The 26,005-nt window shown below is 65.7% G+C and carries 26 protein-coding genes and 1 pseudogene; 16 read left to right on the forward strand and 11 right to left on the reverse strand.

The window, feature by feature from the left end:
• The first annotated feature begins 269 nt into the window (after positions 1-269).
• Positions 270-917: a hypothetical protein gene (locus HZZ13_RS03550; RefSeq protein ID WP_197958269.1), complete on the forward strand. Its 648-nt coding sequence runs from the start codon at positions 270-272 to the stop codon at positions 915-917.
• Between the two features lie 3 nt (positions 918-920).
• On the opposite strand, the gene HZZ13_RS03555 is transcribed toward HZZ13_RS03550, so the two are convergent.
• Positions 921-1,280 (reverse strand): ArsC family reductase, encoded by a 360-nt coding sequence (locus HZZ13_RS03555; RefSeq protein ID WP_197958270.1) that lies wholly within the window; start codon positions 1,278-1,280, stop codon positions 921-923.
• Positions 1,281-1,386: 106 nt separating this feature from the next.
• Between HZZ13_RS03555 and HZZ13_RS03560 the strand changes: the two are divergent.
• The 3 genes and pseudogenes from HZZ13_RS03560 to HZZ13_RS03570 all read left to right on the forward strand — a co-directional run bounded on the left by HZZ13_RS03560 (position 1,387) and on the right by HZZ13_RS03570 (position 3,393).
• Positions 1,387-1,757, forward strand: a pseudogene (locus HZZ13_RS03560) (tRNA-binding protein).
• Positions 1,758-1,974: 217 nt separating this feature from the next.
• The gene (locus HZZ13_RS03565; protein ID WP_197958271.1) at positions 1,975-2,607 is read left to right on the forward strand and encodes a TetR/AcrR family transcriptional regulator; all 633 of its coding nucleotides are present in this window, start codon (positions 1,975-1,977) and stop codon (positions 2,605-2,607) included.
• 3 nt (positions 2,608-2,610) lie between these two features.
• Positions 2,611-3,393, forward strand: coding sequence for a sulfite exporter TauE/SafE family protein (locus HZZ13_RS03570; RefSeq protein WP_197958272.1), 783 nt, complete (start codon positions 2,611-2,613; stop codon positions 3,391-3,393).
• Here the strand turns inward: HZZ13_RS03570 and HZZ13_RS03575 are convergent.
• On the reverse strand, positions 3,390-4,097 hold the full coding sequence (locus HZZ13_RS03575; protein WP_197958273.1) for a glutathione S-transferase family protein: 708 nt from the start codon (positions 4,095-4,097) through the stop codon (positions 3,390-3,392). The genes HZZ13_RS03570 and HZZ13_RS03575 overlap by 4 nt on opposite strands.
• Before the next feature lie 390 nt (positions 4,098-4,487).
• On the opposite strand from HZZ13_RS03575, the gene HZZ13_RS03580 reads away from it, so the two are divergent.
• Entirely contained in the window at positions 4,488-4,700 is a 213-nt protein-coding gene (locus HZZ13_RS03580) for a hypothetical protein (protein ID WP_197958274.1), read from the forward strand.
• A gap of 7 nt (positions 4,701-4,707) precedes the next feature.
• Here HZZ13_RS03580 and HZZ13_RS03585 read toward each other — a convergent pair whose 3' ends face one another.
• Complete coding sequence (locus HZZ13_RS03585; RefSeq protein ID WP_197958275.1) at positions 4,708-5,379, reverse strand: DUF429 domain-containing protein; 672 nt, start codon at positions 5,377-5,379, stop codon at positions 4,708-4,710.
• A 1,013-nt stretch (positions 5,380-6,392) separates the two neighbouring features.
• Here HZZ13_RS03585 and HZZ13_RS03590 point away from each other — a divergent pair.
• Together HZZ13_RS03590 and HZZ13_RS03595 are read left to right on the forward strand one after the other, a co-directional pair.
• Positions 6,393-7,718 (forward strand): TROVE domain-containing protein, encoded by a 1,326-nt coding sequence (locus tag HZZ13_RS03590; RefSeq protein ID WP_197958276.1) that lies wholly within the window; start codon positions 6,393-6,395, stop codon positions 7,716-7,718.
• A 110-nt stretch (positions 7,719-7,828) separates the two neighbouring features.
• Positions 7,829-9,169: an RtcB family protein gene (locus HZZ13_RS03595; protein WP_197958277.1), complete on the forward strand. Its 1,341-nt coding sequence runs from the start codon at positions 7,829-7,831 to the stop codon at positions 9,167-9,169.
• Positions 9,170-9,244: 75 nt separating this feature from the next.
• On the opposite strand, the gene HZZ13_RS03600 is transcribed toward HZZ13_RS03595, so the two are convergent.
• The 6 genes from HZZ13_RS03600 to HZZ13_RS03625 form a co-directional block, all read right to left on the reverse strand.
• On the reverse strand, positions 9,245-9,766 hold the full coding sequence (locus tag HZZ13_RS03600) for an RNA polymerase sigma factor (RefSeq protein ID WP_197958278.1): 522 nt from the start codon (positions 9,764-9,766) through the stop codon (positions 9,245-9,247).
• Positions 9,763-9,972, reverse strand: a complete 210-nt coding sequence (locus tag HZZ13_RS03605) for a YgaP family membrane protein (RefSeq protein WP_197958279.1) — start codon at positions 9,970-9,972, stop codon at positions 9,763-9,765. Before HZZ13_RS03605 ends, HZZ13_RS03600 begins: the two co-directional genes overlap by 4 nt.
• 94 nt (positions 9,973-10,066) lie before the next feature.
• The gene (locus HZZ13_RS03610) at positions 10,067-11,251 is read right to left on the reverse strand and encodes a serine hydrolase domain-containing protein (RefSeq protein WP_197958280.1); all 1,185 of its coding nucleotides are present in this window, start codon (positions 11,249-11,251) and stop codon (positions 10,067-10,069) included.
• A gap of 68 nt (positions 11,252-11,319) precedes the next feature.
• Complete coding sequence (locus tag HZZ13_RS03615; protein ID WP_197958281.1) at positions 11,320-12,012, reverse strand: GNAT family N-acetyltransferase; 693 nt, start codon at positions 12,010-12,012, stop codon at positions 11,320-11,322.
• A 4-nt stretch (positions 12,013-12,016) separates the two neighbouring features.
• Positions 12,017-12,364, reverse strand: a complete 348-nt coding sequence (locus HZZ13_RS03620; protein WP_018646107.1) for a Lin0512 family protein — start codon at positions 12,362-12,364, stop codon at positions 12,017-12,019.
• Between the two features lie 213 nt (positions 12,365-12,577).
• Entirely contained in the window at positions 12,578-14,242 is a 1,665-nt protein-coding gene (locus HZZ13_RS03625; RefSeq protein WP_197958282.1) for an acetolactate synthase large subunit, read from the reverse strand.
• 353 nt (positions 14,243-14,595) lie between these two features.
• Between HZZ13_RS03625 and HZZ13_RS03630 the strand changes: the two genes are divergently transcribed.
• The 5 genes from HZZ13_RS03630 to HZZ13_RS03650 are packed head-to-tail and all read left to right on the forward strand — an operon-like array spanning position 14,596 to position 21,900.
• Positions 14,596-15,984: an SWIM zinc finger family protein gene (locus tag HZZ13_RS03630; protein WP_197958283.1), complete on the forward strand. Its 1,389-nt coding sequence runs from the start codon at positions 14,596-14,598 to the stop codon at positions 15,982-15,984.
• Positions 15,977-17,407, forward strand: a complete 1,431-nt coding sequence (locus tag HZZ13_RS03635; RefSeq protein ID WP_197958284.1) for a DUF5691 domain-containing protein — start codon at positions 15,977-15,979, stop codon at positions 17,405-17,407. The genes HZZ13_RS03630 and HZZ13_RS03635 overlap by 8 nt, the downstream gene beginning before the upstream one ends.
• Positions 17,404-18,480: an ATP-binding protein gene (locus HZZ13_RS03640; RefSeq protein WP_197958285.1), complete on the forward strand. Its 1,077-nt coding sequence runs from the start codon at positions 17,404-17,406 to the stop codon at positions 18,478-18,480. The genes HZZ13_RS03635 and HZZ13_RS03640 overlap by 4 nt, the downstream gene beginning before the upstream one ends.
• A gap of 16 nt (positions 18,481-18,496) precedes the next feature.
• Positions 18,497-20,722, forward strand: coding sequence for a DUF5682 family protein (locus HZZ13_RS03645; protein ID WP_197958286.1), 2,226 nt, complete (start codon positions 18,497-18,499; stop codon positions 20,720-20,722).
• Positions 20,719-21,900 (forward strand): VWA domain-containing protein, encoded by a 1,182-nt coding sequence (locus tag HZZ13_RS03650; RefSeq protein WP_197958287.1) that lies wholly within the window; start codon positions 20,719-20,721, stop codon positions 21,898-21,900. Before HZZ13_RS03645 ends, HZZ13_RS03650 begins: the two co-directional genes overlap by 4 nt.
• A 96-nt stretch (positions 21,901-21,996) precedes the next feature.
• On the opposite strand, the gene HZZ13_RS03655 is transcribed toward HZZ13_RS03650, so the two are convergent.
• On the reverse strand, positions 21,997-22,500 hold the full coding sequence (locus HZZ13_RS03655) for a MarR family winged helix-turn-helix transcriptional regulator (protein WP_246504288.1): 504 nt from the start codon (positions 22,498-22,500) through the stop codon (positions 21,997-21,999).
• Positions 22,501-22,603: 103 nt separating this feature from the next.
• Between HZZ13_RS03655 and HZZ13_RS03660 the strand changes: the two genes are divergently transcribed.
• The 4 genes from HZZ13_RS03660 (at position 22,604) to HZZ13_RS03675 (ending at position 24,587) form a co-directional block, all read left to right on the forward strand.
• Positions 22,604-23,005, forward strand: coding sequence for an Ohr family peroxiredoxin (locus HZZ13_RS03660; RefSeq protein ID WP_197958289.1), 402 nt, complete (start codon positions 22,604-22,606; stop codon positions 23,003-23,005).
• Between the two features lie 77 nt (positions 23,006-23,082).
• A complete protein-coding gene (locus HZZ13_RS03665) occupies positions 23,083-23,247 on the forward strand; it encodes a hypothetical protein (RefSeq protein WP_246504289.1) in 165 nt (54 codons plus the stop codon).
• Between the two features lie 11 nt (positions 23,248-23,258).
• Positions 23,259-24,131, forward strand: coding sequence for a bifunctional helix-turn-helix transcriptional regulator/GNAT family N-acetyltransferase (locus HZZ13_RS03670; protein WP_197958290.1), 873 nt, complete (start codon positions 23,259-23,261; stop codon positions 24,129-24,131).
• Positions 24,132-24,200: 69 nt separating this feature from the next.
• Complete coding sequence (locus tag HZZ13_RS03675; protein ID WP_197958291.1) at positions 24,201-24,587, forward strand: ester cyclase; 387 nt, start codon at positions 24,201-24,203, stop codon at positions 24,585-24,587.
• 21 nt (positions 24,588-24,608) lie between these two features.
• On the opposite strand, the gene HZZ13_RS03680 is transcribed toward HZZ13_RS03675, so the two are convergent.
• Complete coding sequence (locus HZZ13_RS03680) at positions 24,609-25,829, reverse strand: MFS transporter (RefSeq protein WP_197958292.1); 1,221 nt, start codon at positions 25,827-25,829, stop codon at positions 24,609-24,611.
• Between the last annotated feature and the right edge of the window lie 176 nt (positions 25,830-26,005).

The raw sequence follows: 26,005 nt of genomic DNA on the forward strand, positions 1-26,005 counted from the left end.
CACCCGGGGCGCCGCCTCCGGGCGCGGAATATGCCGGAGGTGACGGGGGTTAGGCAAGGCGGAAAGCTGAGCAGGTCAGGCCTTCGGCTGGGATACAAATGCTCCCTTAGTCGCAGAGGTCGATGTCGTGCCTGCCCGGCCTTCCCGGTTCGCAAGGCACGGGCCATCAAGCCGTCGTTAACGGTCTTTCGTGTCCCGCGCCAGCCTTCATCGAAAATTTTCCCGCAAGCCCGATCATCCCAGGGTTTTCATGTGCGGAGAATATTGCTTTGGATTTTACAAGCGCGGCTCCCTCCGTCGTCAAGTCGATCCGCCAGCGTGATCTCCTGAACACGTGGCTGCGACTTTATGCGCGCCAGCAGATCGCTCCGGCGATCTGGGAGTATCAGCCCGCACGGCTCGAGGAGGAGCTGTTGGATCTGATCTATTTTACCGTGGAGCTTTCGACGCCGACGCCGCGTCTCGTCATCCCGAGCGAAGGCACGCGCATCTCGCGCGCCTATGGGCATACCGGCAAGGGCGTTTCGCTCGATGATTACGTCGGACCTCGCCTCGCGCCCTACGTGGTGCCGATCTATCATGAATGCGTCACGCGCGCCCTTCCGGTCTACAGCGTTGCCGACGTGGAGGACATCTATGGCCGCATCGTCGCGTATGAGCGGCTGCTGCTGCCGTTCCTGACCGACGGCAGGGTCAGCCACGTCATTGCGTCAGTAAAGACCTTCTGCGAGGACGGCGGCTTCGAGATCAGGAATCTGATGCGCGGAAATGACGCGCTGCCGCGCCCGAAGCTGCGGGCCGCGATCGATCGCGAGCTGTTTCATCGCGCCCCCGGCCGCATCGCACCCGCTGATCCGGTCGAGTTCTCGGAACAGCCAGGCTCGGCGATCACCACCGAGACCATCGAGCTGAACTAGCCGTCAGCGCGCCTTGCCGCCGACCTCCTTGGCGTAAATATCCGGCTTGAAGCCGACCAACAGCTTGCCGCCGATTTCGAGCACCGGCCGCTTGATCATCGATGGTTGCGCTAGCATCAAGGCCAGCGCCTTCTTCTCGGTGAGGCCTTCCTTGTCGGAATCGGGGAGCTTCTTGAAAGTCGTCCCGGCGCGATTGAGCAGGGTCTCCCAACCGACCTTGTCGCTCCACTGCTTCAGCCTGTCCTTCTGCACACCGGCCGCCTTGTAGTCGTGGAACGCGTAAGCCACGCCATGGCCATCGAGCCAGGCGCGGGCCTTCTTCATGGTGTCGCAGTTCTTGATGCCGTAGATGATGGTGGGCAAGACGGTCCTCGCGCATGGCGTATCGATAATGTGCGTGGCGTTGTACGAAACTCCGCCTCGCGCGACAATATTGGGACACGCGCCAACCCTCCGAACGGACATCACCATGCACGTCACCCACGATCCCGCAGCGGCCGCCGCACCGACCATCGACTTCGACACTTTCCTCGCGGTCGATGTCCGTGTCGGCACCATCGTCGACGCAAAACCGTTTCCGGAAGCGCGCAAGCCGGCCTGGCGGCTGTGGATCGATTTCGGCCCCGCCATCGGGTGCGCAAGAGCTCGGCCCAGATCACCGAAAACCACCCGCTCGAAACCCTCGTGGGGCAACAGGTCGCGGCCGTCATCAATTTCCCGCCGCGCCAGATCGGCCCCGTCGTCTCCGAGGTGCTGACGCTCGGCTTTCCCGATGCCAACGGCAAGGTCGTGCTGGTGCAGCCGAGCAAGCCCGTGCCGAACGGCGGACGGCTGTTCTAGCGGGTCACAAGGCAAGAACGACCGGCCGCTCTTGCAGCAGCGTGTCGGTCGTTCAGCGGCTTTCTCTAGGCTCGCCGCCGGGTGGACTTGACGCAAACGCTTTCCGTGCCTAAAACTGACTGATCGATCGTTTTTTATTATAGCCATTTGGGCTAGGCGAGCGTAACCTAGCTTTTCAAAAACGATCGATCTGTCAGTTATTGAGGGGATCGCCCTGATGCCCAAGATCAGCGACAAGCAGCGCGAAGGCCGGCGGCAACAGATCCTCGAAGCGGCCCTCGCCTGCTTTGCCGAGAACGGTTTTCACCAGACCGGCATGGCCGATATCGTCAAGCGCTCGGGCCTGAGCCACGGCGCGGTCTATCTCTACTTCCAAAGCAAGGACGATCTGATCGAAGCGCTCGCGGACGACCGGCATCGCCGTGAGGCCGTGCTCAACTCGGTTGCGCAAGGATCCGGCGATCCGATCGAAGGTCTGCACGCGCTGGTGCGCGTCTACACGCAATGGCTCACCGATCCCGCCGGCGAAGCGCGGCGGCGCGTCGGCATCCACGGCTGGGCCGAAGCGCTGCGCAACCGCCGCGTCCGCAACAGCGTCGTCGAAGGCATCGCGATGCCGCGCGCGCTGATCGTGGCGCTGGTCGAGCGCGGCCAGCATGAGGGGCTCATCACGCGCGACCTCCGCGCGGATGCGATCGCGCGCATGCTGATCGCGATCTTCCAGGGATTCGTCCTGCAGCAATGCTGGGGCGAGGAAGTTGATGTCGAGGCCTGCATGGTGGCCGTCGACGGCGTGATCGACCGCTTGCGCACACCGAAACAGGGCGTCAAGCGACGGACCAGGACATGAACGATGTCCTGGCTCCATGACATCCTCGCCGGCAGCGGTGTCGGTCTGGTGGCCGGACTGGCATCGGGCTTCACGGGCACCAGCCCGGGCGGCGGGCTCGTGATCTTCTCCGTGCTATTGCTCGGTGCCGAGCAGCACGTTGCCCAGGGCACGTCGCTTATCACACAAGTCCCTCCGACGGGTCTCGCCGGCGCCCGCCGCTATTGGCAGAGCGGCAATCGCAGCCCGCTGCCATGGATCGTCTGGATCGGCCTCGGGTTTCTCATCGGCGGCCCGGGCGGCGGCTATGCCGCGGCAGCCGTCTCCGATTCGGTGCTGCAATGGACCTACGTGGTCTATCTCGTTGCGCTGATCGCAATGCTGGCGCTGCGCAGCGATCGCAGCAATGGCCACAGCAAGGCAGGCGCTTCAGCGGAATTGCCCCGGCTGCCCCTGCTCCTCATCGGCCTGCTTGCCGGGTTCTCGTCTGGCTTCATGGGTATCGGCGGCGGCCTTGCGGTCACTGTCGGCCTTGCCGCAGGCCTCCGCGTGCCGCAGCATCAGGCGCAGCTCGTCAGCCTCGTCTTCTCGGTCATCCCAAGCAGCGTTCCGGCCGCCTGGATCTACTGGAGCAAGGGGCTCATGGTCAGCTGGCCCGCCATCATCGGCATCCTTGCCGGGCTGTGGATCGGGACCGACCTCGGCGCGCGCATGGCCAATGGCGTCAGCAGATCAGTGCTGCGCTGGAGCATGATCGCCCTGATCTCGCTGATGGCGCTCTACATGACCTCCAAGGCGCTGAGTTAGCCGGGCCGCTGCGGAATGTTCAACCCGCGCTGCACCGCGGGGCGCGCAAGCCCGCGCTCGAGCCAGGCACCGACCGCGCTGAACTGGCTGAACTCGACGAGATCACCGGCGCCATAAAAGCCGATGAGATTGCGCACCCAGCCGAGCATGGAGATGTCGGCGATGGTGTAGTCATCGTCCATGAACCATTGCCGGCCGGCGAGATGCGCGTCCATCACGCCGAGCAGGCGCTTGGACTCGTTGACGTAGCGTTGCAGCGGCCGCTTGTCCTCGTAATCCTTGCCGGCAAATTTGTGGAAGAAGCCGACCTGGCCGAACATCGGCCCGACGCCGCCCATCTGGAAGTGCAGCCATTGCAGCGTTTGATAGCGCCGCGCGGCCTCCTGCGGCAGCAGCTTGCCCGTCTTCTCCGCGAGATATTGCAGGATCGCCCCGGACTCGAACAGCAGCAGCGGCCTGCCGCCGGGGCCGTTCGGATCGAGGATCGCCGGGATCTTGCCGTTCGGATTGAGCGAGAGGAATTCGGCCGTCTTCTGATCGTCCTTGCTGAAATCAACGAGGTGGACTTCGTAAGGAAGCCCGATCTCCTCCAGCATGATCGAGACCTTGACGCCGTTCGGCGTCGGCAACGAATAGAGCTGGAGCAGTTCGGGATGCTTGGCGGGCCAACGCCTGGTGATGGGGAAGACGGACAGATCGGACATCGGGACCTTGGCTGCATAGACTGAGGCGTGCTCAATCTAGGCAAGATACCGCACCGCGCAAGTCACTTCCGGCTGTGCTTAAGGCGGCAGCGTCGCCATCGCTGCGATCGGAGGCTTTGCTTCATGCTGCAGCCGAGACTCGATGAACTGTTGACCTGTGATCAACAGCAGGGCCGTAAAGGCGATCGCGAGCATCGCGGTCGCCAATTGGCACACGTCGTACATGGTATTATGTCCCTCGACAACCTCTGGCGTAGAACGTCGGCTCAAGCGCCACGTTCCAAAGCGGCAACAAAATATTGCTATTTTTTCCCGACTCCGCCGTGAAGGCATCGCCCTGTTCCTGCGGCTCCCACAGAGACCAATGGCCCCCTCGCGCGTTGTTGCTCGATGAACATCGAGAAACGCGCCCTGCTCGACCACGCTGAACGCTGTCGCCGCGTCGCGAACGATCTCACGCACGGCAAAGCCGCGCAGCGGTTGCGGGCGATGGCCGACGAGTACGAAGCGAGAGCAACAAGACTGGACGACAGGAGCGGCAGCTCGCATCCAGGCCACAACAGCCGCATGCACCCCGAAGGCAAAGGCGATCGGGAGGACTGATCGCCTTTTAGAAGTTGATCTCCATCCGCAATCCGCGTGGATCGGTCTCGCCATCACCGACGAATTGCGCGCTGTCGCGTGCTGCGACGGCGCAGGCGCAGGCGTCAATGAGATCGTCGCGGCCGATGCCGGTGCCGTGGCGAAGCGTGAGCCATCGCTCGACCTCGGTGAAGCCGCGGTCTCTCAGCAGCGCGATGCGCTGCTCGCGGCCACGCGGCGAGGTCTTCGGTTCGAGCCGCACGCGCCCTGCCAGATTCCAGAAGATCAATTCCGGATGCGCTTCGCCGATCGTCGCCCGCCGCGCCGGCGTCATGGCCTCATCGACCTCCCTCAACTTGTGCCTGATATTCCACAGTTGCGCCGACACGCCCCTGCCCTTGCCTTCGCGCTTCCAATAGTGGCGATTGGCTCCTGCCATATCAGGAAATATCCAGAGGTCGCGGCGCGCGCCTAGAAACACGGCAGGGCCAATCAGCTCACGTGCGCGCAAATCGCAGGCGCGGTAGCCGCTCACGTTCAGTCCGATCGGCATATCGATCATGGCGCGGGCGTGTGGCATTGCGAGCAGGCGCGTCAGGCCGGGCGAATAATCGAAGCCGTGATGGCCGCGCTCGTCGATCCACGCTGCGACCCAGCCGAAGCGAAATCCGTCGAGCCCCAAATAGTTTTGGCAAGTCATGCGTCCGTCAATTTCAGTTTCCGCGCGCGTCTCGCTTGACATCCGCAAGTTGCGGGCGTATGTCCCGCGCCCTCGCAAGCACTTCCGTTTGCGACAGACACCATGAACCGAGCGATGTCGTACCGCTACGAAAGAATTGTCCGCACGCCGAATAGCCCCAAGCTATTCGATTGCGCACGCCCGGCTCATGGGAGCGATCTTGCCTGACCGCAAGATCGACAGTCCGCTTCTCACGGACCCTCCCGAGCCTGCCGCTCCGGAGGGTTTTTTGTTGCCCGCCGCGCGGCCCAACCGAACAACCCGGCGATGGCCGGAACGGGAGACCCGGATCCCGGGGCTCGCGCTGAGAAGGCGCGTGCCCAAGCGCGCGGGGCCTGTCGGAGGGAACGAGGCGATGAGCCGGATACCGATGGCAGAGCGAACCCAAAAGGGTTCGCAAAGTGCGGCGCGTCGACAGCGCCGCGATAGATTTTTTGTATCTCGGTTTGCCGCGATGACCGCGGCTCAACCGACGCTGGTGGTGAGGATATCGAATACTTCGCACGATGGAAGAGCGGGATCGAATTCCGCCTTTGACCTAGGCGCTCTGCGCTGTTGTCACTGGTAGAAGGAGACTCGGTTGCCATCCCAAAAAGCCGATATCGCCCGTTCCCCAGCGTACCCATCACGGTCCGTGGTGAAGATTTCTGTTACTTCGCCTGCAACGCGAGAGGTCGCGGGTTCGAATCCCGCCCGGTGTCACATGCACCGGTAGCTCAGTGGATAGAGCGCTTTCCGGCGAGCTTCGGCTCGTCGGGTCACAGCAATCGCCTGTTCCCGGATCGTGTCCCCTTAGCCACCGCCGGTGGTGAAGAGCGCTGTTACTTCGTGAATCACAAGGTCGAAGGTTCGACTCCTTCCGGACGAAAGTCCGTAGCTCAGCGGTAGAGCATGTGGAGCCCTCGTGGGCAGGACAGCCTCGCTTGTTCCCCGGCACCCATTCCATTCGCCCATCAACCCGAGAGGAGGCCGTCATGGTCAGGCTCAACAAGATCGCTCGCGCCTTCACGCGTGAGGGCGCGCGTGCAAGACCCTTCACGCCCGAGATGGAGCTGAAGCGGGCACTGATGAACTGCCTTCTGTGGGAGGACCAGTTCTACGAGGACGGCGTTGCGATCGCCGACCGCATCAAGGCCCTCGTGCCCAAGGTCGTGCCGGAGCGCGTTGCGCAGCTCGCGATCGAGGCCCGCGAGGTGATGAAGCTGCGGCACGCACCGCTCCTCGTCATCCGCGAGATGGCGCGGAACGAGAAGCACCGCGCCCTCGTTGCCGACACGCTCGCCCAAGTGATCCAGCGCCCCGACGAAATGACGGAGCTGCTCGCGATCTACTGGGCGGATGCGCTGGGGCCGATGCAGCAGCGCAAGCACCAGCCGGTCTCGGCGCAGGTCAAGAAGGGCCTTGCCCGCGCGCTGACCAAGTTCGACGCCTATCAGCTCGCCAAGTGGGATCGCGACGGCGCGGTGCGGATCAGGGACGTGCTGTTCCTGGTCCACGCCAAGCCTAAGGACGCCGAGCAGGCGAAGGTGTGGAAGCAGCTCGTCGACGGCGAGCTCGCCTCCCCCGACACGTGGGAGGTTTCGCTGTCGGCCGGCAAGAACAAGCGCGAGACCTTCGAGCGGCTGATCGCCGAGCGAAAGCTCGGCGGCCTCGCGCTGCTGCGCAATCTGCGCCTGATGCAGACTGCGCAGGTCCCGCGCGAGACCATCGCAGGCGCGATCGAGGCGATGCGGACGGATCGTATCCTGCCCTATCGCTTCATCACGGCGGCGCGCTATGCGCCGGACTTCGAGCCCGAGCTCGAGGCTGCGATGCTCAAGTCGATCAAGGACCATGTGCGGCTTCCGGGCCACACCCGGCTCCTGATCGACGTGTCCGGCTCGATGTTCACGACCCTCTCCGCGCAGTCGGAAATGACCCGTGCGGAGGCGGCGTGCGGCCTTGCCATCCTCGCGCGCGAGATCTGCGACGAGGTCGAGATCTTCACCTTCAGCAATGAGGTCGTGAAGGTTCCGCCCCGCCGCGGCTTCGCGCTTCGAGACGCGATCATCAACTCGCAGCCGCATGGCGGAACCTATCTCGGCAAGGCGGTGACGGAGATCGACCGCAAGGGCGATCGCCTCATCGTCTTCACCGACGAGCAGAGCCACGACCAGGTGCCCGAGCCGAGGGCGCGCGGCACCATGGTCAACGTGGCCTCATATCAGCACGGTGTCGGTCACGGCGCCTGGACCCGCGTCAACGGCTTCTCCGAGGCCGTGGTCGCGTGGATCGCAGCGTCGGAGACGGCGTTGAACTGATGCGCAACGACAACGGCCCCGGACGCGAGATGCGCCCGGGGCCAGCGAAATCTCTGAAATGATCCGCCCGCCCCGTTATGATGCGCGCGGAATGACAAGGACCTGCGACCATGCGACGACCCGATCCCTACATGGAACGCGCCCGCGAGCTCTGCCTCGCCGCCGGTATCGATCCCGATTCGCGCGTCGGCGAAGGACGCGGCCAGCCGGCCTGGTGCCTATACAAGGACGCCGCGCGCAAGGAGCATCTTGCCCGCGAGGCCAATGCGACCGCGAGCTCGATCGCCGAGTTCCGGACACAGGATGCCCGCTTCCAGAATGCGCCGCTGAAGGTGTTCGGCCCGCACGAGGACGCCACGATCGCGCAGATGCGCAATTGCATGGCAATCGGCAACGTCGTCTCCGGCGTGATCTGCGCCGACGGGCATCTCGGTTACGCCCAGCCGGTCGGCGGGGTCATCGCCTATGAGAAGCAAATCAGCATCTCCGGCGTCGGCTTCGACATCGGCTGCGGCAACATGGCGGCCCGGCTCGACACGCGCTTCGACGACATTGCAGAGATCGCGCCCACGATCATCCGCGACGTCGCCAAGGTGATCTCGTTCGGCGTCGGCCGTGCCAACGCGGAACGGGCCGAGCACGACCTGTTCGACGACGGCGACGCCTGGCGCGAAAGCGACATGGAGGACTACCGTCAGAAGGCGGTGAAGCAGCTCGGCACGGTCGGATCGGGCAACCACTATGTCGACCTCATGCGCGACGAGGAAGGCTTCGTCTGGATCGGCGTCCACTTCGGAAGCCGCGGCCTCGGACACACCTCCGCGACGCGGTACCTCAAGGCCGCAGGCGGCAAGGACGGCATGAACGTCCCGCCCGCCGTGGTCGACGAGGACAGCGAGCTCGGCCGCCGCTACATCGCGGCGATGCAGCTCGCCGGGCGCTATGCCTATGCGGGCCGCGAATGGGTGGTCGAGCGCGTCCGCCAGATCATCGGCGGCAGCGTGACCGAGACCGTGCACAACCACCACAATTATGCCTGGCGTGAGACCCACGACGGCAAGGATTTGTGGGTGGTGCGCAAGGGCGCGACACCGGCGTTTCCCGGCCAGAAGGGATTCGTCGGCGGCTCGATGGGCGACGACGCCGTCATCCTCGAGGGCGTCGACAGCCCGGAAGCGAAGGCCTCGCTCTACTCGACCGTGCACGGCGCCGGCCGCCTGTTCGGACGACGTGAGGCGAAGCGACGCTTCTCGCGCGACGAGATGGACCGCTGGCTGAACGAGCGCGGCGTCACCTTGATCGGTGCCGACCTCGACGAGAGCCCGATGGCCTATCGCCGCCTGCCGGACGTGCTGGCCCAGCACGCCGGCACCGTGAAGGTGCTGCACACGCTGCGGCCGTTCGCCGTCGCCATGGCCGGCGAAGGCGAGTTCGATCCGTGGAAGGATTAAAGCGAAGACGGTGGGCGGGAGGCGATGTCTCCCGCCCACGTCACTCCATTGGTTTCCCTTGAATTCGATCGTCTCTCATCTCGTCAGATATTCGCGCATCAATGCGCGGGCGCGATGCAGCCGCGCCTTTACCGTCTGCCTCGTCGTGCCGAGCGCGGCGGCGATCTCATCGATCGTCATCTCCTTGACGTCCCGCATCAGCGCGACATCCCGATAGTGCGGCGGCAGGGCCTCGAAGGCCGCGGCGATGTCGAGCCGCAGATCGGCCTCAGGGCGCAATAGCAGTGCGGCCTCCGCCTCGCCCTCATCGACAGCCGGCACGACGCCGGCCCGGCGCGCGAGCCGCAGGCATTCGCGCCGGACCACGCTGAACAGCCAGGCCGAAAATGCCAGCAGCGAACGGATCGTGCCGACGTGACGGAACAGGATCCACAACGCCTCCTGCGTCGCATCCTCGGCGTCCGCCGAACTGCGGCAGGTCGCGCGCGCATAGCGACGTATGTCCGGCTGCGCCGTCTCGAGCAGGCGCGCAATCGCCCCGGCATCGCCGAGCCGCGCGGCCTCGAAAAGATTTGGCGAGATCGCCGCCGCGCTCACGACATCCCTCCCTTGCCGATGCCCGCCATCGCGCACATCGGGCAATAACCGACGAGACCGGTCAGTGCGAAACCGGCGCCACCGAGCGCAACCAGCCATGCCGTTGCGCCGGCAAGATAGACGAACGCCGCAGCCGCCACCGCAATACCCAGGACGACCCGCACCGCCTGATGCAGTCCGCCGATATTCTTTCTATAGAATCCCATCACATCCTCCGATATGGGCCGAGACCGATTGCCTCGACCAACAAGAGGACGCGACGGCCAAGAGGGATTCGCGCTGACGGAGGATTCTTTGCGATCAGCCTCCGACAGCCCGATAGGCCAGGCGCTTGAACTCGAAGAAGAACGGATTCCAGAAACCCATGTAGCGCTGGGCCATCACGACGCCTGCCGTATTGGCTTCCGGACAGATCCACCAATGGGTGCCCGCAAGGCCGCCCCATTGGAATTCGCCGGTCGAGTTCGGCGGATCGAACGGAGTCGGCGCGAAGGTGACGGCGCCGCCGAGGCCAAAGCCCTTGCCGGGGATCGGGCCGAGGTTGGCGAAGCGGATGGTCTGGCCTGCGGGCAACTGGTTCGTCATCATCTGCCGCAGCGTCTCCGGCTCCAGCAACGCATCCGACCCGGGAAGCAGCGCACGCACCAGTGCGAGCATGTCCGGCAAGGTCGAAACCAGACCGCCGCCGCCCGAGAGCCGCGGCAGCGGCCGCCGATAGGCTTGCGGGTAAGGCAGATGGTCGGCGCGCGTGAGGCCGGGCTTCATGGGGTCGAGCACGTCGGCGCCGTTGTAGAGCGCGACCAGCCTGCCTTGCTGTGCCTCGGGGACATAAAAGCCGGTGTCGGTCATGCCGAGCGAATCGAAGATGCGCGCCTTCAGGAAGAGATCGAGCGGCTGGCCGGAGACGACCTCGACCACACGGCCGAGCACGTCGGTCGCCACGGAATATTCCCAGGCCGTACCAGGGTGATACGACAGCGGCAGATCGGCGAGCTTGCCGATCATGTCGGAGAGCGGGGTCAACGGATTGAGCACGCCTGCCTCGTTGTAACCCTTGAACAGCACCGTGCCGGGATCGAAGATGCCATAGCTGAGACCCGAGGTGTGGGTCAGGAGCTGGCGGATCGTGATCGGACTCTTCGCCGGCTCGACATCGGCAAGGCTGGATGCTCCCTGCTTCAGGACCTTGCGATTGCCGAGCTGCGGCAGGAATTTTTCGACTGGGTCAACGAGCCCGATGCGACCTTGCTCGACCAGCAGCATGATCGCGCAGGTGACGAAGATCTTGGTGTTGGAAAACGCGCGGAAGATATGGTCGGGCCGCAGCGCAATGTTGGCCTCGCGATCGGCAAAGCCGACGCATTGCTGATCGACCACCTCGCGGCCGCGCAGCACCGCCCAGGACACGCCGGCAATGATCTCCTGATCGACGTAGCGTTGCATCGCCGTCCGTGCGGCGGAAAAATCGGGCGTTCTGGCGTGCATATGCTCCCCCAAATGTGGTTGGAATCGATATAGCGCGATTTGCCGCGATATGAAGCCCGACCTGCAGCTCATCCCTGCTTCATCAGCACGGTGACCTGCAGGCGACGCCGAATCCGCATGCCTTGCCGCTGGTACAGCGCAATGGCAGAGGTATTGTTCGAGAACACGTGCAGGAACGGAATTTCCCCGCGCGCCTCGATCTGGCGCGCGATGGCGGCGAGCAACGCCTGTGCGTAACCGCGGCCGCGATGATGCGGATGCACGCAGACCGCCGTCATCTCGGTGAAATTGCCCGGCTTCATCCGCTCGCCGGCCATGGCGACCAGCTCGCCGCGGGCGCGGATGCCGAGGAAGGTGCCGAGCTCGTGCGTTCGCGCCGCGAATGGCCCGGGCTTGGTCAGCTCGGTCAGCGCCATCATGGTGGGAACATCGGCTGCGCCGAGGCGGACGATCTCGGCATCGGGCAGCGAGGCGTCGGCGGGCGAGCCGATCATCTGCTCGCCGGTCTCGGCGAGCAGCACCTTGAACCCGGCGGGAATTTCGACCGGCTCGGGCGTGAACAGCACCGCAACTTGCGGGCCCGACATGAGCTCGCCGAGCGCCGCAAAACTCGCCGCGGACATGTCCGCCATATCGGCAAACGGCGTCATGTCCACGGGATAGCGCAGAGCCTGCGGGCCGCCCTCGGCCAGATGCTTCTGGCTCGTCGTCAACGCGCTCCAGATCGGATGATCCAGCAGCGCCTCATCGCTTCCCGACATCGGCCTAGTCCTTGTCGAAGCTGACGATGACGGCGGCATTGGCAATCAGGATGGGATCGTTGGCCACTTCCGTGGCCGAGGGGATCTCCAGCCCGCCCTTGACGGCGGTGACGGTCACGGTGCCGTAAGGCAGCTCCTTGGCGACGGCTTCCTTGTCCACCGCCTCGGGGTTGGGCACGCCGATCGTGACGTCCACGAACATGTCGTTCGCGGTCTTGCCGATCATCCGGAAGAAGCCGAGGCTCGAATGCCTGATGGCATCCGACACCGCGCGCTTGGCCGCCTTGGTGGCGTCCCTGCCGTGGACGTCGACACCCATGCCCATCTCGGTGACACAACGAACGCGGGTCATTTCAGATTCCTGTGGTTGGTTGAGTGATTGAAAGTGTCTGCGCTCAGCGAGTGCGGCACAAGTGCGATCGCCCCTCGCGTGTCCCGGACGCGCCGCAACGCTTTCGGCGTTGCTGCGCAGAGCCGGGACCCCGGAAGCTGATGGATGGGCCCCGGCTCTGCAGCGCACCGCCAAGGGGCGCTGCGCGGCGTCCGGGGCACGAGACTATCGCTTTCACGCCTTCGCCTTCTCATGCGCCCGCAGCTCGTCCACGAGCACCCGGACGTTCTCCGAATAATCGACCGGGATCGAGACCAGATGCACGCCGCCCTCCCTGAAGGCTGCATCGAGCGTCGGGCCGAAGCTGTCGATGCTTTCGATCCGATGCCCCTTGGCGCCGTAAGCCTTGGCGTATAGTGCAAAATCCGGATTGCCAAACGTCATGCCGTAATCGGCAAAGCGATCCACGGCCTGCTTCCAGCGGATCATGCCGTAGGCGTTGTCCTCCAGCACCAGCGCGACCAGGTTGAGCTTGAGGCGGACCGCCGTCTCCATCTCCTGGCTGTTCATCATGAAGCCGCCATCGCCGGCAACCGCGAGCACGCGGCGGTCCGGGTAGAGCATCGCGGCCATCATCGCCGACGGCAGGCCGGCGCCCATGGTCGCCAGCGCATTGTCGAGCAGCAGCGTGTTGGCGACGCGCGTGCGGTAGTTGCGCGCGAACCAGATCTTGTACATGCCGTTGTCGAGCGCGACGATGCCGTTCTCCGGGATCACCTGGCGGATGTCGTGCACGATGCGCTGCGGCGTCGGCGGCCAGCGTGCCTCGGTGGCCCGGTCGGCAATGTGATTGAGGATCTCTTCGCGCAGCGACAGCAGCGCCGCAGCCTGCGGCAGCTTGCCTTCGAGCCGGTCCGCCAGCAGCTCCAGGCTCGGGCCGACGTCGCCGACGACCTCGGCATCGGGGAAATAGACCTGCTCGACGCTCGCCGGCGTGTAGCTGACGTGAATGACTTTCGGGCCCGAGGGGCCCATGATGAAAGGCGGCTTCTCGATCGGGTCGTGGCCAATCGCAACGATCAGGTCGACCGCATCAATGGCATCGTGCACATAATCGCGCTCGGACAAGGCGGCAGTGCCCATGTAGAGATTGGTGCCGCCGGGCACGGTGCCCTTGCCCATCTGCGTCGTGAAGAACGGAATGCCGGTTCGCCGCACGAAATTTGCGATGCCGTGTGTCGACCGCGGCCGGCTGGTCGCAGCTCCCATCATCACCAGCGGACGCCTTGCGCCCATGATCATCTCGGCGGCGCGGTCGAGCGCGGCGCGATGAGCGACCGGGATCTCGATCGGATGAACCGGGATCACCGGGACATCGGACACCTCGTCACCCGCGACGTCCTCGGGCAGCTCGAGATGCACCGGCCCGGGCCGCTCCTCCATCGCGACGCGAAAGGCGTCGCGCACCACGGTCGGAATGCTGGAGGCGCTGACGATTTGCCGTGACAGCTTGGTCAGCGGCTTCATGGTCGCCACCACGTCCACGATCTGGAAGCGGGCCTGCCGGCTGCTCATGATCGGCTTTTGGCCGGTGATCAGGATCATCGGCATGGCACCGAGATGCGCATAGGCGGCGCCCGTCGACAGGTTGAGAGCACCGGGGCCGAGCGTCGACAGACAAACGCCGGGCTTGCCGGTCAGCCGCCCGTGGGTTGCGGCCATGAACGCCGCAGCCTGCTCGTGCCGCGTCAGGATCAGCTCGATCCTGGACGCGCGCAGCGATTCGACGAGATCGAGATTCTCTTCGCCGGGAATGCCGAAGATGCGGTCGACACCCTCATTCTCCAGAGCCGCGACGAACAGGTGCGATCCCTTCGCTTTGCGTTGCTGGCCGCTCATGTCGCCTCCGCTCGTTGTACCTGGCTCTCGAGTTCCAGTAGAGCCGGCGCATGGTAGCGGTCCGCGGCTCCGGCACAATTCACAAAGAGCGACAGACGTCATCAAACTTCGCCGGCGCAGTGCGAGCAACAGCACCTGCCGGACACCGAGCTCACCACCTATCTCGTGCAGGCGCATGCGCTGATCGCGGCAAAGCTCTCGCGGAAGAACCCGCCACGAGCTTGGGCTCGACTTGGCGGAAGCCGAGCGGCACGACCATCCCTGCGTGCAGCGCCTGAATCGCTCGCGACGACATTGAGCTTTCATCCTGCCCCGATATACTGCCGCTCCTGGATTCGATTTGGGACATCGGCGTGGCGATTGATCTGAAAGCGGTCGAGCAACTCGCTACCGATCAATCCTCGCTCAAGGCGGCGGCGGGCCTCGCCAAGCCTGCCAAATGGTCCGGCGTCGGCGCAAGCCATGATGGGGTCCTGATCTGGGGCGAATGCGCCGGCTCCGGTGCCAATCCGTACCGGGTGATGGCCGACCTCCGCGATCTCGGCAATAAGTGCACCTGCCCGTCGCGCAAATTCCCCTGCAAGCACGTGCTCGGCCTGTTGTGGCTGAATGCAGAAGCGATCGTGCCGTTCGTGGCCGCGGAAACTCCGGCCTGGGTCAGCGATTGGCTGGGCCGCCGGCGCGGCACGTCCGCGGCAAGGCCCGGGAGCAATGTGCCGCCCGCCGGCGAGAAGGATTTGCGCGCGGCGCGCGCCACTGAGCCCGAAGTCGCCGACGATCCGAAGGACGTGGCGCGGCGCGAGGCCCAGGCCGCCAGACGCAGCGAGGAGACCGAGCGGGCCATTCTCGACGCGCTGGATGCGCTCGAGCAATGGATCGGCGATCAGCTGCGCATGGGATTGTCGGGCTTCATCGACGATGCCACCGCGCGATGCCGGCGGATCGCGGCACGGCTTGTCGACGGCAAGGCCGCGGTGCTCGCCGGCCGGATCGACGAACTGCCGTCCCGTCTGCTCGCACTTGCCGCAGGCGACCGGCCGCGTGCCGCCGTGGTCGAGCTCGGCAAGCTGGTCCTGCTCGCGCGCGCCTTCCGTGCCGGGCCGCGCGACGCCGAGATCAGGCGCGCCGTCGCCGCATCGGAAACGCGCGAGACGGTGCTGGCCGATCCGCAAGCGCTGCGGGTCGATGCGCGCTGGGAGGTGCTGGCCGAGCAGGTGCAGACGCGTCGCGACGGATTGGTGTCGCAAACGACCTGGCTGCTCAATCTGACCCCGAACGGTCCGCGCTTTGCGATGCTGCTCGACTTCTTCCCGGCGAGTGCCGGACGACGCGGCTCGGTCTTCACGCCCGGCGACAGATTCCAGGCTGAGCTCGTCTTCTATCCGTCGCAGCAGCCGCTGCGCGCCCTGCTCGTGCGGCGCGATGCGAACGAAGAGACACCTGCCTTGGAATGGCCGGCTTCAGAGACCGCACTCGGCGACGCGTTGACACGCTCCCTCCTCGCAGAGCCCTGGGTGATCGAGATGCCGCTGCTGCTGCCGCAGGGGCGGATCGCGCACGACGAGACGGGGGGTGCCTGGTGGCGCGCCGCCGACGGCACCGCCACGCTGCCCGTCGCCGGCAACGCGGAGGGCCTGCTGGCCGGAACAGAGCTGATGCGCACAGCCGCGATCTGGTCGGGCAACCGGCTCACGATCCTGGCGGCACAGACCTCCTGGGGACGGATCGGCAACGATGAGTGACACGATCAAGGCCGAGACGATCTACGACGCGATGGGTGCGGTGCTGACGCGCTGGACCATGGGATCAGCAGCAGCGCCAGCAGCCTCGTTCTGGCATGCCGAACTCGGCGGCGATCCCGTCGAGGCCGAGTTGCGGCTGCTTGCACTTTCGGGTCAGTTTCTCGGCACGGCGGTGACGATGGAGCCCTCCTCGTCGCTTCGCATTCTGCCGGACATTCCCGCGCTTGCATTGCCGACGGTGCCCGAGACCTTGCGTCCGCTGGTGCGCCGGATCCTGAGCACGAAGAAGCAGGCCAAGGTGAAGACCGACCTCGTCCACTTCCTCGCGGCACGCGGCTGGACGATGCATCCTGCCGATTGGATGCCCCAAGCCGATGATGATGATGCGCCAGATCTCTATGCCGAGTGGCGCGACTGGGCGGCGATTGCAACGTCCAATAGCGCCGCACGACGGCAGACGGATGACCGACTTACTGCCGACAATTGGGACGATTTCTGGCCGGCAGCGCGCAAGGTCGCGTTGGCCGAGCTCCGGAGGCGCGACCCGTCCGCGGCGCGCGCAGTGCTGGAAGCAAAGCTCGCCGGTGAGACGGCCGACACGCGGTGGCGCCTGTTGTCTTTGCTGTCGGAACAGCTATCCGACGAGGATCTCACCTTCCTCGAAGCCGTCGCGGCGAACGATCGTGCCCCCAAGGTCAAGGCCCTTGCGACCTCGCTGCTCGCACGCCTTGGCCGCGGCCCTGCTGCGGGCGACGACACGGCGGAGCTCGCCGGATTCTTCGCGGTCAAGACCAAGGGTCTGTTGCGCCGCTCGCGCGTGGTCCAGGCCGAGCCAGTCAAGACGGCGGCACAATCGCTGCGCCGAAAGGCGCTGTTCGATGGCGCCGATCTGACATCGTTCGCCGGCGCGCTGGGCCTTGCACCGCAGGAGCTGATCGCCGCCTGGGACTGGGGCGCGGACCAAGCGGCCGATGCTGCGCTGATCGAGCTGATCGCGGCGACCGGAGCGGATGCGCAAGTCACGCAAGCGGCGGACGCGATCGCCGAACACGGTGCGACTGGCCTCGCCATATCGCTGGCGACGCGACTAGCACCAGCTGAGCGCGCAAAGCATGCCGAGGCGGCTTTGAAGGCACAAGGCATCCGCTTCGAGCTAGCGCAACTGATCGCGGGAACGTCGGCTCGACTGGAAGGTCCGTTGTCCATGCCGGCCGGCAAGGCGCTGCTCGCCGCGCTTCAGCGCGACGATGCAAAGCCCTCCGATCACGCGGAAGAACTTCATGCGCTCGGCCTGATCGTCTCGCGCGAAGGCGCACGACGATCACTGGAACAACTGACGGGCGCAGGCCTGCTGCAAGGCGACCCGCGCCTCGACATGCTGCGGCTCAACGCCGCGTTGGACGACAGGGGAGCAAAACCATGAGCGAGAAACTGCGCCTGCCCGCAGAGGAGAGCTATGCGGCGGAGCTGAAGGCGCTTGCGACGGGCGATCAGCATTGCCCGCCGGGCTGGGCGCTCGCACCGCGGCAGGTCGTGACTTACCTGATGGGCGGCAAGGCGAACGATGGCACGCCGATCACGCCCAAATATGTGGGCGACAAGCGCCTGATCGAGACCGCCGTCGCGACGCTGGCAACAGATCGCGCGCTCCTACTGCTCGGTGTGCCCGGCACCGCCAAGTCCTGGGTCTCCGAGCACCTCGCTGCGGCGATCACCGGTGACTCGACATTGGTCATCCAATGCACCGCCGGGACCGATGAAAACCAGATCCGCTACGGTTGGAACTATGCCCAATTGCTCGCACATGGGCCGAGCCGCGAGGCGCTGGTCCCGACCCCGCTGATGCGCGCGATGGAGAGCGGCAAGCTGTGCCGTTTCGAAGAGCTGACGCGAATGGGCAGCGACGTGCAGGACACGCTGATCACGGTGCTGTCGGAAAAGATGATGCCGATCCCCGAGCTCAACACTGCCGTCTACGCCCAGCGCGGCTTCAACATCATCGCCACCGCCAACAACCGCGACAAGGGCGTGAACGAACTGTCCTCGGCGCTCAAGCGCCGCTTTAACGTCGTCGTGCTGCCCCTGCCCGACAGCACCGAGGAGGAAGTGGCGATCATCGTCAAGCGCGTCGGCGAGATGGCGCAGACTCTCGACCTGCCGGCGCCGAAGAACGTCGCCGACGAGGTGGCGCGGGTGGTCTCTATCTTCCGCGAGCTGCGCTCGGGCTCGACCGAGGACGGCAAGGTCGCGCTGAAGTCGCCCTCGGGCGGCTTGTCGACGGCCGAGGCGATCGCGGTGATGATCGGCGGGATCAGCCAGGCAACCTTCTTCAACGACGGCAAGCTGACGCCGGAAACGCTCGCCAGCAACATGATCGGCGCGGTGGTGAAGGATCCCGTGCAGGACACGGCCGTGCTCGGCGAATATCTCGAGACCGTGCTGAAGAAGCGACGCGGCTTCGAAGGCTATTACGCGTCGCTGACCGACTTGATCTGACCGAGCGGCGCGAGCGATGGCGGGCCAGGTCTCTCTCTTCGGCATCCGGCATCACGGCCCCGGCTCTGCGCGGCGGCTGGTGGAGGCGCTCGATGCGCTAAAACCGGTGGCGGTGCTGATCGAGGGCCCGGCGGATGCATCCGAGCTGCTGCCCATGCTCGCCGATCCCGACATGACGACCCCGGTGGCCCTCCTCACCTACGCCGAGGACAACCCGGCGAATGCCAGCTTCTTTCCCTTTGCCGATTATTCGCCGGAATACCAGGCCGCGCGCTGGGCGGTGCGTCACGGCGCGACCTTGCGCTTCATCGACCTGCCGGCATCGGACCGACTGGGTGCGACCGCCGGCGATATCGCGGAGGAGATCGCAGCAAGGGCCGAGGCCGATCCGGTCAGTCACGATCCGATCGGCGCGCTCGCGACTGCCGCAGGCTATGACGACGGCGAGTCCTGGTGGTCGGACGTCATCGAGGAGAATCCCGCAACGGGCCCGATCTTCACGGCCGTTGCCGATGCGATGACGGCGCTGCGCGCCGACGAAAAATCGTTGTCGGCGCGCGAGGCCGCACGCGAGGCGCACATGCGGATCGAGATCGCGAAAACGGCCAAGGAATGCGACGGCGCCGTTGCGGTCGTCTGCGGCGCCTGGCACGTGCCGGCGCTTGCCGAGCGCCGCAGCCTTGCTGCGGATCGCGAATTGCTCAAGGGTCGGCCCAAGACCAAGATCAAGGCGACCTGGGCGCCATGGACCGCGCCGCGGCTGGCACGCGCCAGCGGCTATGGAGCGGGCGTGGTGGCGCCAGGATGGTGCGCACATGTCTGGGACACGCGCGACGGCAACCGCGCTGCCGAGTGGCTTGCCAAGGTGACGCGCGTGCTGCGCGATCGCGGCCATTTCGTATCCACCGCCTCGGTGATCGAGGCCCGGCGGCTTGGAACGGCACTCGCGGCGCTGCGCGACCGGCCCGCCCCGGGGTTTGCAGAGCTGCGCGAGGCGGCGATCGCCTGCCTCTGCAACGGCGAGCGCGCCGTGTGGGACGACATTTCGGCCGAACTCCTGATCGGCGCGGGCGTCGGCGCAATTCCAGCATCGACTCCGCTCGCGCCGCTGCTCGACGACCTCCAGCGGCAGCAGAAGGCGACGCGGCTCAAGCCGGAAGCGCTGGACCGGGCGCTGACGCTCGATCTGCGCAGCGAAAGCGGCTTGATGCGCTCGACGCTGCTGCACCGGCTGAACGCGCTCGACGTGCCCTGGGGACGGTTGACGGATGTGGGGCGCAGCCGCGGGACGTTCCGCGAGAACTGGCAATTGCGCTGGGAGCCGGAATTCGCGGTGCGGCTCGTGGAGAATCTCCTTTACGGGTCGACCATTGCGGAAGCCGCCAGCGGGCGCCTGATTGAGACGATGGGCAAGGAAGCCGAGCTTGGTCCGCTCGCAAGCCTGGTGCGCAATGCCATGATCGCCGACCTGGCGCGCGCCACCGAGTTCGGCATCGCCGCGCTGGAGATGAAGGCGGCACTGACGAGCGACGGCCCGTCACTCCTCGCCGCATTGCCGCCGATGGCCGATATCTTGCGCTATGGCGAGGCGCGCACCGGCACGGTCGAGCATCTGGCGGTGCTGATGCCGCGGATCGTGGTGCAGGCGGCCCTCGCCTTGCCCTATGCTGCGCGCAATCTGGACGGTCCCGCGGCTGCCAAGCTGCGCAGCGCGCTTCTCGCCGCCGACGCCGCGATCCAGCTCGCGAAGATCGAGGCCGACATCGTCGCCGGCTGGCGCGACGCGCTAGGCGCGCTGCTGAACGACGACCAGGCAACCCGGCTGATCGCCGGTACGGCGGCACGGCTGCTCTACGAGGCCGAGTTCTTGACCGCCGATCATGCCGCTGACCTGCTGACCCGGGTGCTCTCGCCCGGCACGCCGGTCGCGGAAGCGGCGGGATTCTTTGAAGGCTTCTTCGAGGGCGCCGGCCAGCGGCTGATCCACGATGCGGCGCTGCGCGCCGCGGTCGATGCCTGGTTGATGACGCTGGACGAGGAGGCCTTCACCGCCAGCCTGCCCTTGTTCCGGCGCGTCTTTTCGGCCCTGGACCGAACTGAGCGCCGGCGCCTGATGGATGCGCTCTCCGCGCGAAGCACCGGTGCTGCCAAAGGCTATGGGCTGACCGCCGGCGCGAACGAGATCTGGCCGGCGCATCAGGCCCGCGTACTCGAACTCCTCACATCGGGAGCTGCGCGATGACCGTGAGCGATGAACGCAGCCGGCGCTGGACGCTCGCCCTCGGCGTGGATGCCGAAGGCACAGAGAACGGCCCTGCCCTGTCCGCCAGCGACCGCCGCATGTCCGAGGCGCTGACGGCGCTCTATGGCGACGGCGACGACGCGCCAAAGAAAGGACGCGGGGGGCTCGGCGGCTCGGCGCCGCGCGTCGCAAAATGGCTCGGCGACATCAGGGAGTTCTTCCCCGCACCCGTCGTGCAAGTCATCCAGAAAGATGCCTTCGAGCGCAAGGGCCTGCGCCAGATGCTGCTCGAGCCCGAATTTCTCGCGACGGTCGAGGCCGATGTGAGCCTGATCGCCGATCTCGTCGCGCTGCGCGGCGTGATGCCGGAAAAGACCAAGGATACAGCGCGCATCGTCATCGCCAAGGTCGTCGGCGAGCTGATGGAGCGGCTCGAGCGGCGCACGGCCGATGCAATCCGCGGCGCCCTGAACCGTTCCCTGCGCACCCACCGCCCGCGTTTTGCCGACATCGACTGGCCGCGGACCATCAAGGCCAATCTCCGTCATTACCAGGCCGAGCACCGCACCGTGTTGCCCGAACGGCTGATCGGTTTCTTGCGCCAGCAGCGGCGCCTCGTCGATCTCGACGAGGTGATCCTGTGTGTCGACCAGTCGGGATCGATGGCAACCTCCGTCGTCTATGCCTCGATCTTCGCGGCGGTGATGGCTTCGCTTCCGGTGGTCGCGACCAAGCTCGTCTGTTTCGACACCGCGATCGTCGACCTGACGGGGGAGCTCGCCGATCCCGTCGAGGTGCTGTTCGGCGTCCAGCTCGGCGGCGGCACTGACATCAACCGCGCCGTCGCCTATTGCGAGGAGCGCATCGAACGGCCGGCGAAAGCACATCTGATCCTGATCACCGACCTCTATGAGGGCGGCAATGCAAACGAGTTGGTCGACCGGTTGGCGCGGCTTACAACGCGCGGCATCAGCGTGATCGTGCTGCTGGCACTGACCGACACCGGCCATCCCTCCTATGATCCCGCGTTGTCGGCTAAGGTCGCAAGTCTCGGCATCCCCGTGTTCGCCTGCACGCCGGATCAGTTTCCGGATCTGATGGCAACCGCGCTGAAGCGCGAGGACGTCTCCGCGTGGGCTGCCGACCAGGACATCAAGCTGATCCGTCCCCAAAGCTGAGCATGATGCGGAAAGCGCGTCGCGCCTTGCCGAAGCGAAGCAAGCCTCGTGCCTCAGAAGTCGACAGCAGCCGCGGCGGAGACTCCCGATGATGCGCTAGTCATCGGACTTAGTCGCATGCAGCAGATTGTCTCGCAATCTGCTCACGGTCTTCTGCACCACCGGAAACTCGTCGCCAAGACCTGTCGCTTCGATCAGGGGCGCGCTGAGATCCTGCTCGATCAGCTTGCGCCCGGCAGGCGTCAGGCTCAGGCGCACCTGCCGCTCGTCGGCGGGATCGCGGTGGCGCTTGATCAGCCCCATCTGCTCAAGCTTCTTCAGGATCGGCGTCAGCGTGTTGGATTCCAGGAACAGCTTCTCGCCGAGCGTGCTGACGGTCTGCTCGTCCTCGTCCGACAGCGCCACCAGGACGATGTACTGGGTATAGGTGAGCCCAACCTTGTCCAGCACGGGCTTGTAGGCCCGGCCGAAGGCGAGATTGGCCGAATAGACGGCAAAGCACAGGAAATTCGAGAGTTTTCGGCCTTTGGCGGCAGCTTTGGGAGAACGGGCCACGGGAACCTCCGCAATTCGTGATCTGCAGACCGATATAAATCGCATCCGATTAAATCGGAAGGGCTTGACCGGCCGCCGTGGCCGGCATATTTCAACGCGCATCCGATTAGATCGGATGCGATTTAACTTCCAACCGGAGGATATGATAATGACATCCGCTGCAAAGGTTCTCTTCACGGGCAAGACACACGTCACCTCGGGCGCCGATGGCGCCGCGCAGTCCAGTGACGGCTTCCTCAACATCAAACTGGCCCAGCCGCATCCGGCCGCCGAAAACCTGTTCGCCGCCGCCTGGTCGGCCTGCTATCTCGGCGCTCTCGGGCTCGCCGCTGCGCAGCGCAAGGTCAAGCTGCCGAGCGAGCCGTCGGTCGACACTGCGATCGACCTGAACAACGCTGGCGGCGCCTTCTTCCTGCGGGCCCGTCTCGACGTCAGCGTTCCCGGCGTCGATCGCGCGGTCGCGCAGGAACTGGTCGAGGCCGCTCACGGCATCTGCCCCTACTCCAAAGCGGTGCACGGCAATATCGAGGTGACCACCACACTCGTCTGAAGCGCCGCGACGCGGACCGGCCGGCACCGGCCGGGCCCGCGCAGCGCGGACAATCTCGTGACCACAAGGAGCCGACCATGAGCCGTCGTCATCTGCGAACCCTCCGCGTGCTGTCGAGCGCGGTCCTGCTCGCGGCAAACCTTTCCACACTGCCGGCTGCGGCGGCGCAGGCCGGCGTCACGCGCACCGACCTCCAGCGCCACGATCGTTCCCCGATTGACCTGCGAATGATATCTGACTAAAGTCAGACATCATGCTCGATCCCCTCTCGCGCGTTCGCCGCTTCAACCGCGCCGTTACCTCTGCCGTCGGAGCACTCGATACGTCGTTTCTCGGGCGCGGTCGGCCCCTCGGCGCGGCGCGCGTCCTCAATGCGATCGGGCACGGGCGCTCGGACGTGGCGGAGATCCGGGACTATCTCGGGCTCGATTCCGGGCTGATGAGCCGGCTGCTCCGCAGCCTCGAGGACGAAGGGCTGATCGAGACCGCCGCACGCGAGGACGATGCACGGCGGCGGATGGCGATGCTCACACGGGCGGGGCGGCGCGAGTTCACAGCCTACGAGGCGCTGTCCAACGCGCAGGCCGAAGGCCTCCTCGCGCAACATACGCAACGTGATGCGTTGCTGGCGGCGATGGACCTGATCGCCTCCGCGCTGACGCGCGAGCGCGTCACGCTCGAGGAGATGGATCCGCGCTGCGAGCAAGCGCGCTATTGTCTCGGCGAATACTATGCCGAGCTCGGGCGCCGCTTCAAACAAGGCTTTGACGTCTCGCTGTCACGCGATCCCGACGCCAAGGACATGCGCCGGCCGCGCGGCACCTTCGTCGTCGCGATGTCGGACACGCTGCCGATCGGGTGCGTGGGCTTGAAGGGGACCGATCACGGCTATGCCGAGATCAAGCGGCTCTGGGTCGCTCCCGCCGCGCGCGGGCTGCGGCTCGGCCGCCGCCTGATGGATGCGGCCGAGAACGCCGCGCGCGAGCTCGGCATCACGCTGCTGCGGCTCGACACCAACAGCGCATTGCCCGAAGCCGGTCAGCTCTATCGCAGCACGGGCTGGCGCGAAATCTCGCGCTTCAACGACGATCCCTATCCGGACCTCTTCTTCGAAAAGCGCCTCTGATGCTGGACCGGTTCGCGGTCCTCGCGCGTTAGTCGAAGCCGTGTTAGTCGAGGCCTTGGGAGCTTCGATATGACGAAAGACGACCTCGCCGACATCTACCGCGCCTACATCGCCTGCCTGAACCGGCGGGATTGGCCGGCGCTCGGCCAATTCGTGCATGACGAGGCCGCCCATAACGCGCGCCCCCTTGGGCTTGAGGGTTACCGCGCGATGCTGGAACAGGATGTTCTTGAGATCCCCGATCTTAAATTCCACATCGAGATGCTGATCTCCGATCCTCCCCGCATTGCCGCCCGATTGAAGTTCGACTGCACGCCAGTCGGGAGATTCCTCGGTCTTGCCGTCGACGGGCGGCGCGTGTCCTTCTGCGAGAACGTGTTCTACGAATTCCGCGACGGCAAGATCCGGCAGGTCTGGTCGGTGATCGACAAGGCCGCGATCGAGGCGCAGCTCTGACGCCGCGCCTCGATCTCGAGCTCACGCCGCCGCCGGCGCCACCTCGCCCTGCGGCTTCGCGAAGGGGCGGAACGTCATCGCCATCAGGAAGGCACCCAATCCCATCGCCCAGGAGGCGATGTAGAGCCAGGCATAGCTGGAGAAGGCATCGTAGATCAGGCCGCCGGCGAGCGGCCCGGTCGCCATGCCGAGGCTGCCGGCCATCGCCGTGCCGCCGATCACCGTGCCCAACATCTTGAGCGGGAAGTTCTCACGGATCAGGACGGCGTAGAGCGGCATGGTGCCGGCATAGATGAAGCCGAAGATGGCGCCGACGGCATAGAACGTCGTGAGCTGATGCGCGAAGACGTAGGCGAGCGCGCCGAAGGCCTGCAGCAGCAGGCCCGAGACCAGCACGCGCTTGGCGCCGAAGCGGTCGCCCATCAGGCCGAAGGCGATGCGCCCGCCGAGGCCGGCAAATCCCTCGATGCTGTAGATCGTCACCGCCGCGACCAGCGGGATGCCGCAGCTCACGGCATAGCTGACGGTGTGGATGATCGGACCGGAATGCGTCGCGCAGCAGAAGAAGTTGGTGGCGAGCAGGATCAGGAATTGCGGCGAGCGCAGCGCCTCACCCATCGACATCTCGTTTTGGCCGGCGGCTTCTCTGGCGGGCGCGGCCGGGCCTTGCGCGAGCGCCGGCGGACGGCGCACCAGGAACGAGACCGGGATCATGATGGCACCGACCACGAGCGCGATGATCTGCATCGAGGTGCGCCAGTCGTGGCCGGAGACGAGCCAGGCCGCCAGCGGCGACATCGTCATCGGCGCCATGCCCATGCCGGCGGAGACCAGCGACACCGCAAGGCCGCGATTGGTGTCGAACCAGCCGGTGACGGTCGCCATCATCGGCGCGAAGATCGCCGCGCAGGCGGCGCCGACTAGGAGGCCGAACACGATCTGGAACACGATCAGTGAGGTGGCGTGGCTCGCGGCGAACAGGCTGAGCGCCAGCACGGTCGATCCGGTCAGCACCACCGGCAGCGGCCCGAACCGGTCCGTCAGCGTGCCCCAGGCCATGCTGGTGAAGGCCATCGCCAGAAAGCCGATCGTCATCGCGCTGGAGATGCCGGTCACCGACCAGCCGGTGTCCTTGGCGATCGGCTGCAGGAACACCGGCAGCGAAAACATGCCGCCGATCGCGACGCAGCCAAGCAGGCCGCCGGCGGCAACGATCACCCAGCGATAGTTGGAAGAAGTCATTTCAGTCTCCCGTCAGGTCTGTCTCGCGTGGAAGACGAATGGGAACTGCGGCGGCCGACAGGCTGACGTCATTTTTGCCGCACGCTTTCGTGACCCGGCAACAAAACTCGAAAAACAACCCCATGCACAGTAGCCGGCGCTAGCGGGATCAATGACTTACGAGGACGATCATTTGC

The organism is Bradyrhizobium agreste, assembly GCF_016031625.1.
Taxonomy (GTDB): domain Bacteria; phylum Pseudomonadota; class Alphaproteobacteria; order Rhizobiales; family Xanthobacteraceae; genus Bradyrhizobium; species Bradyrhizobium agreste.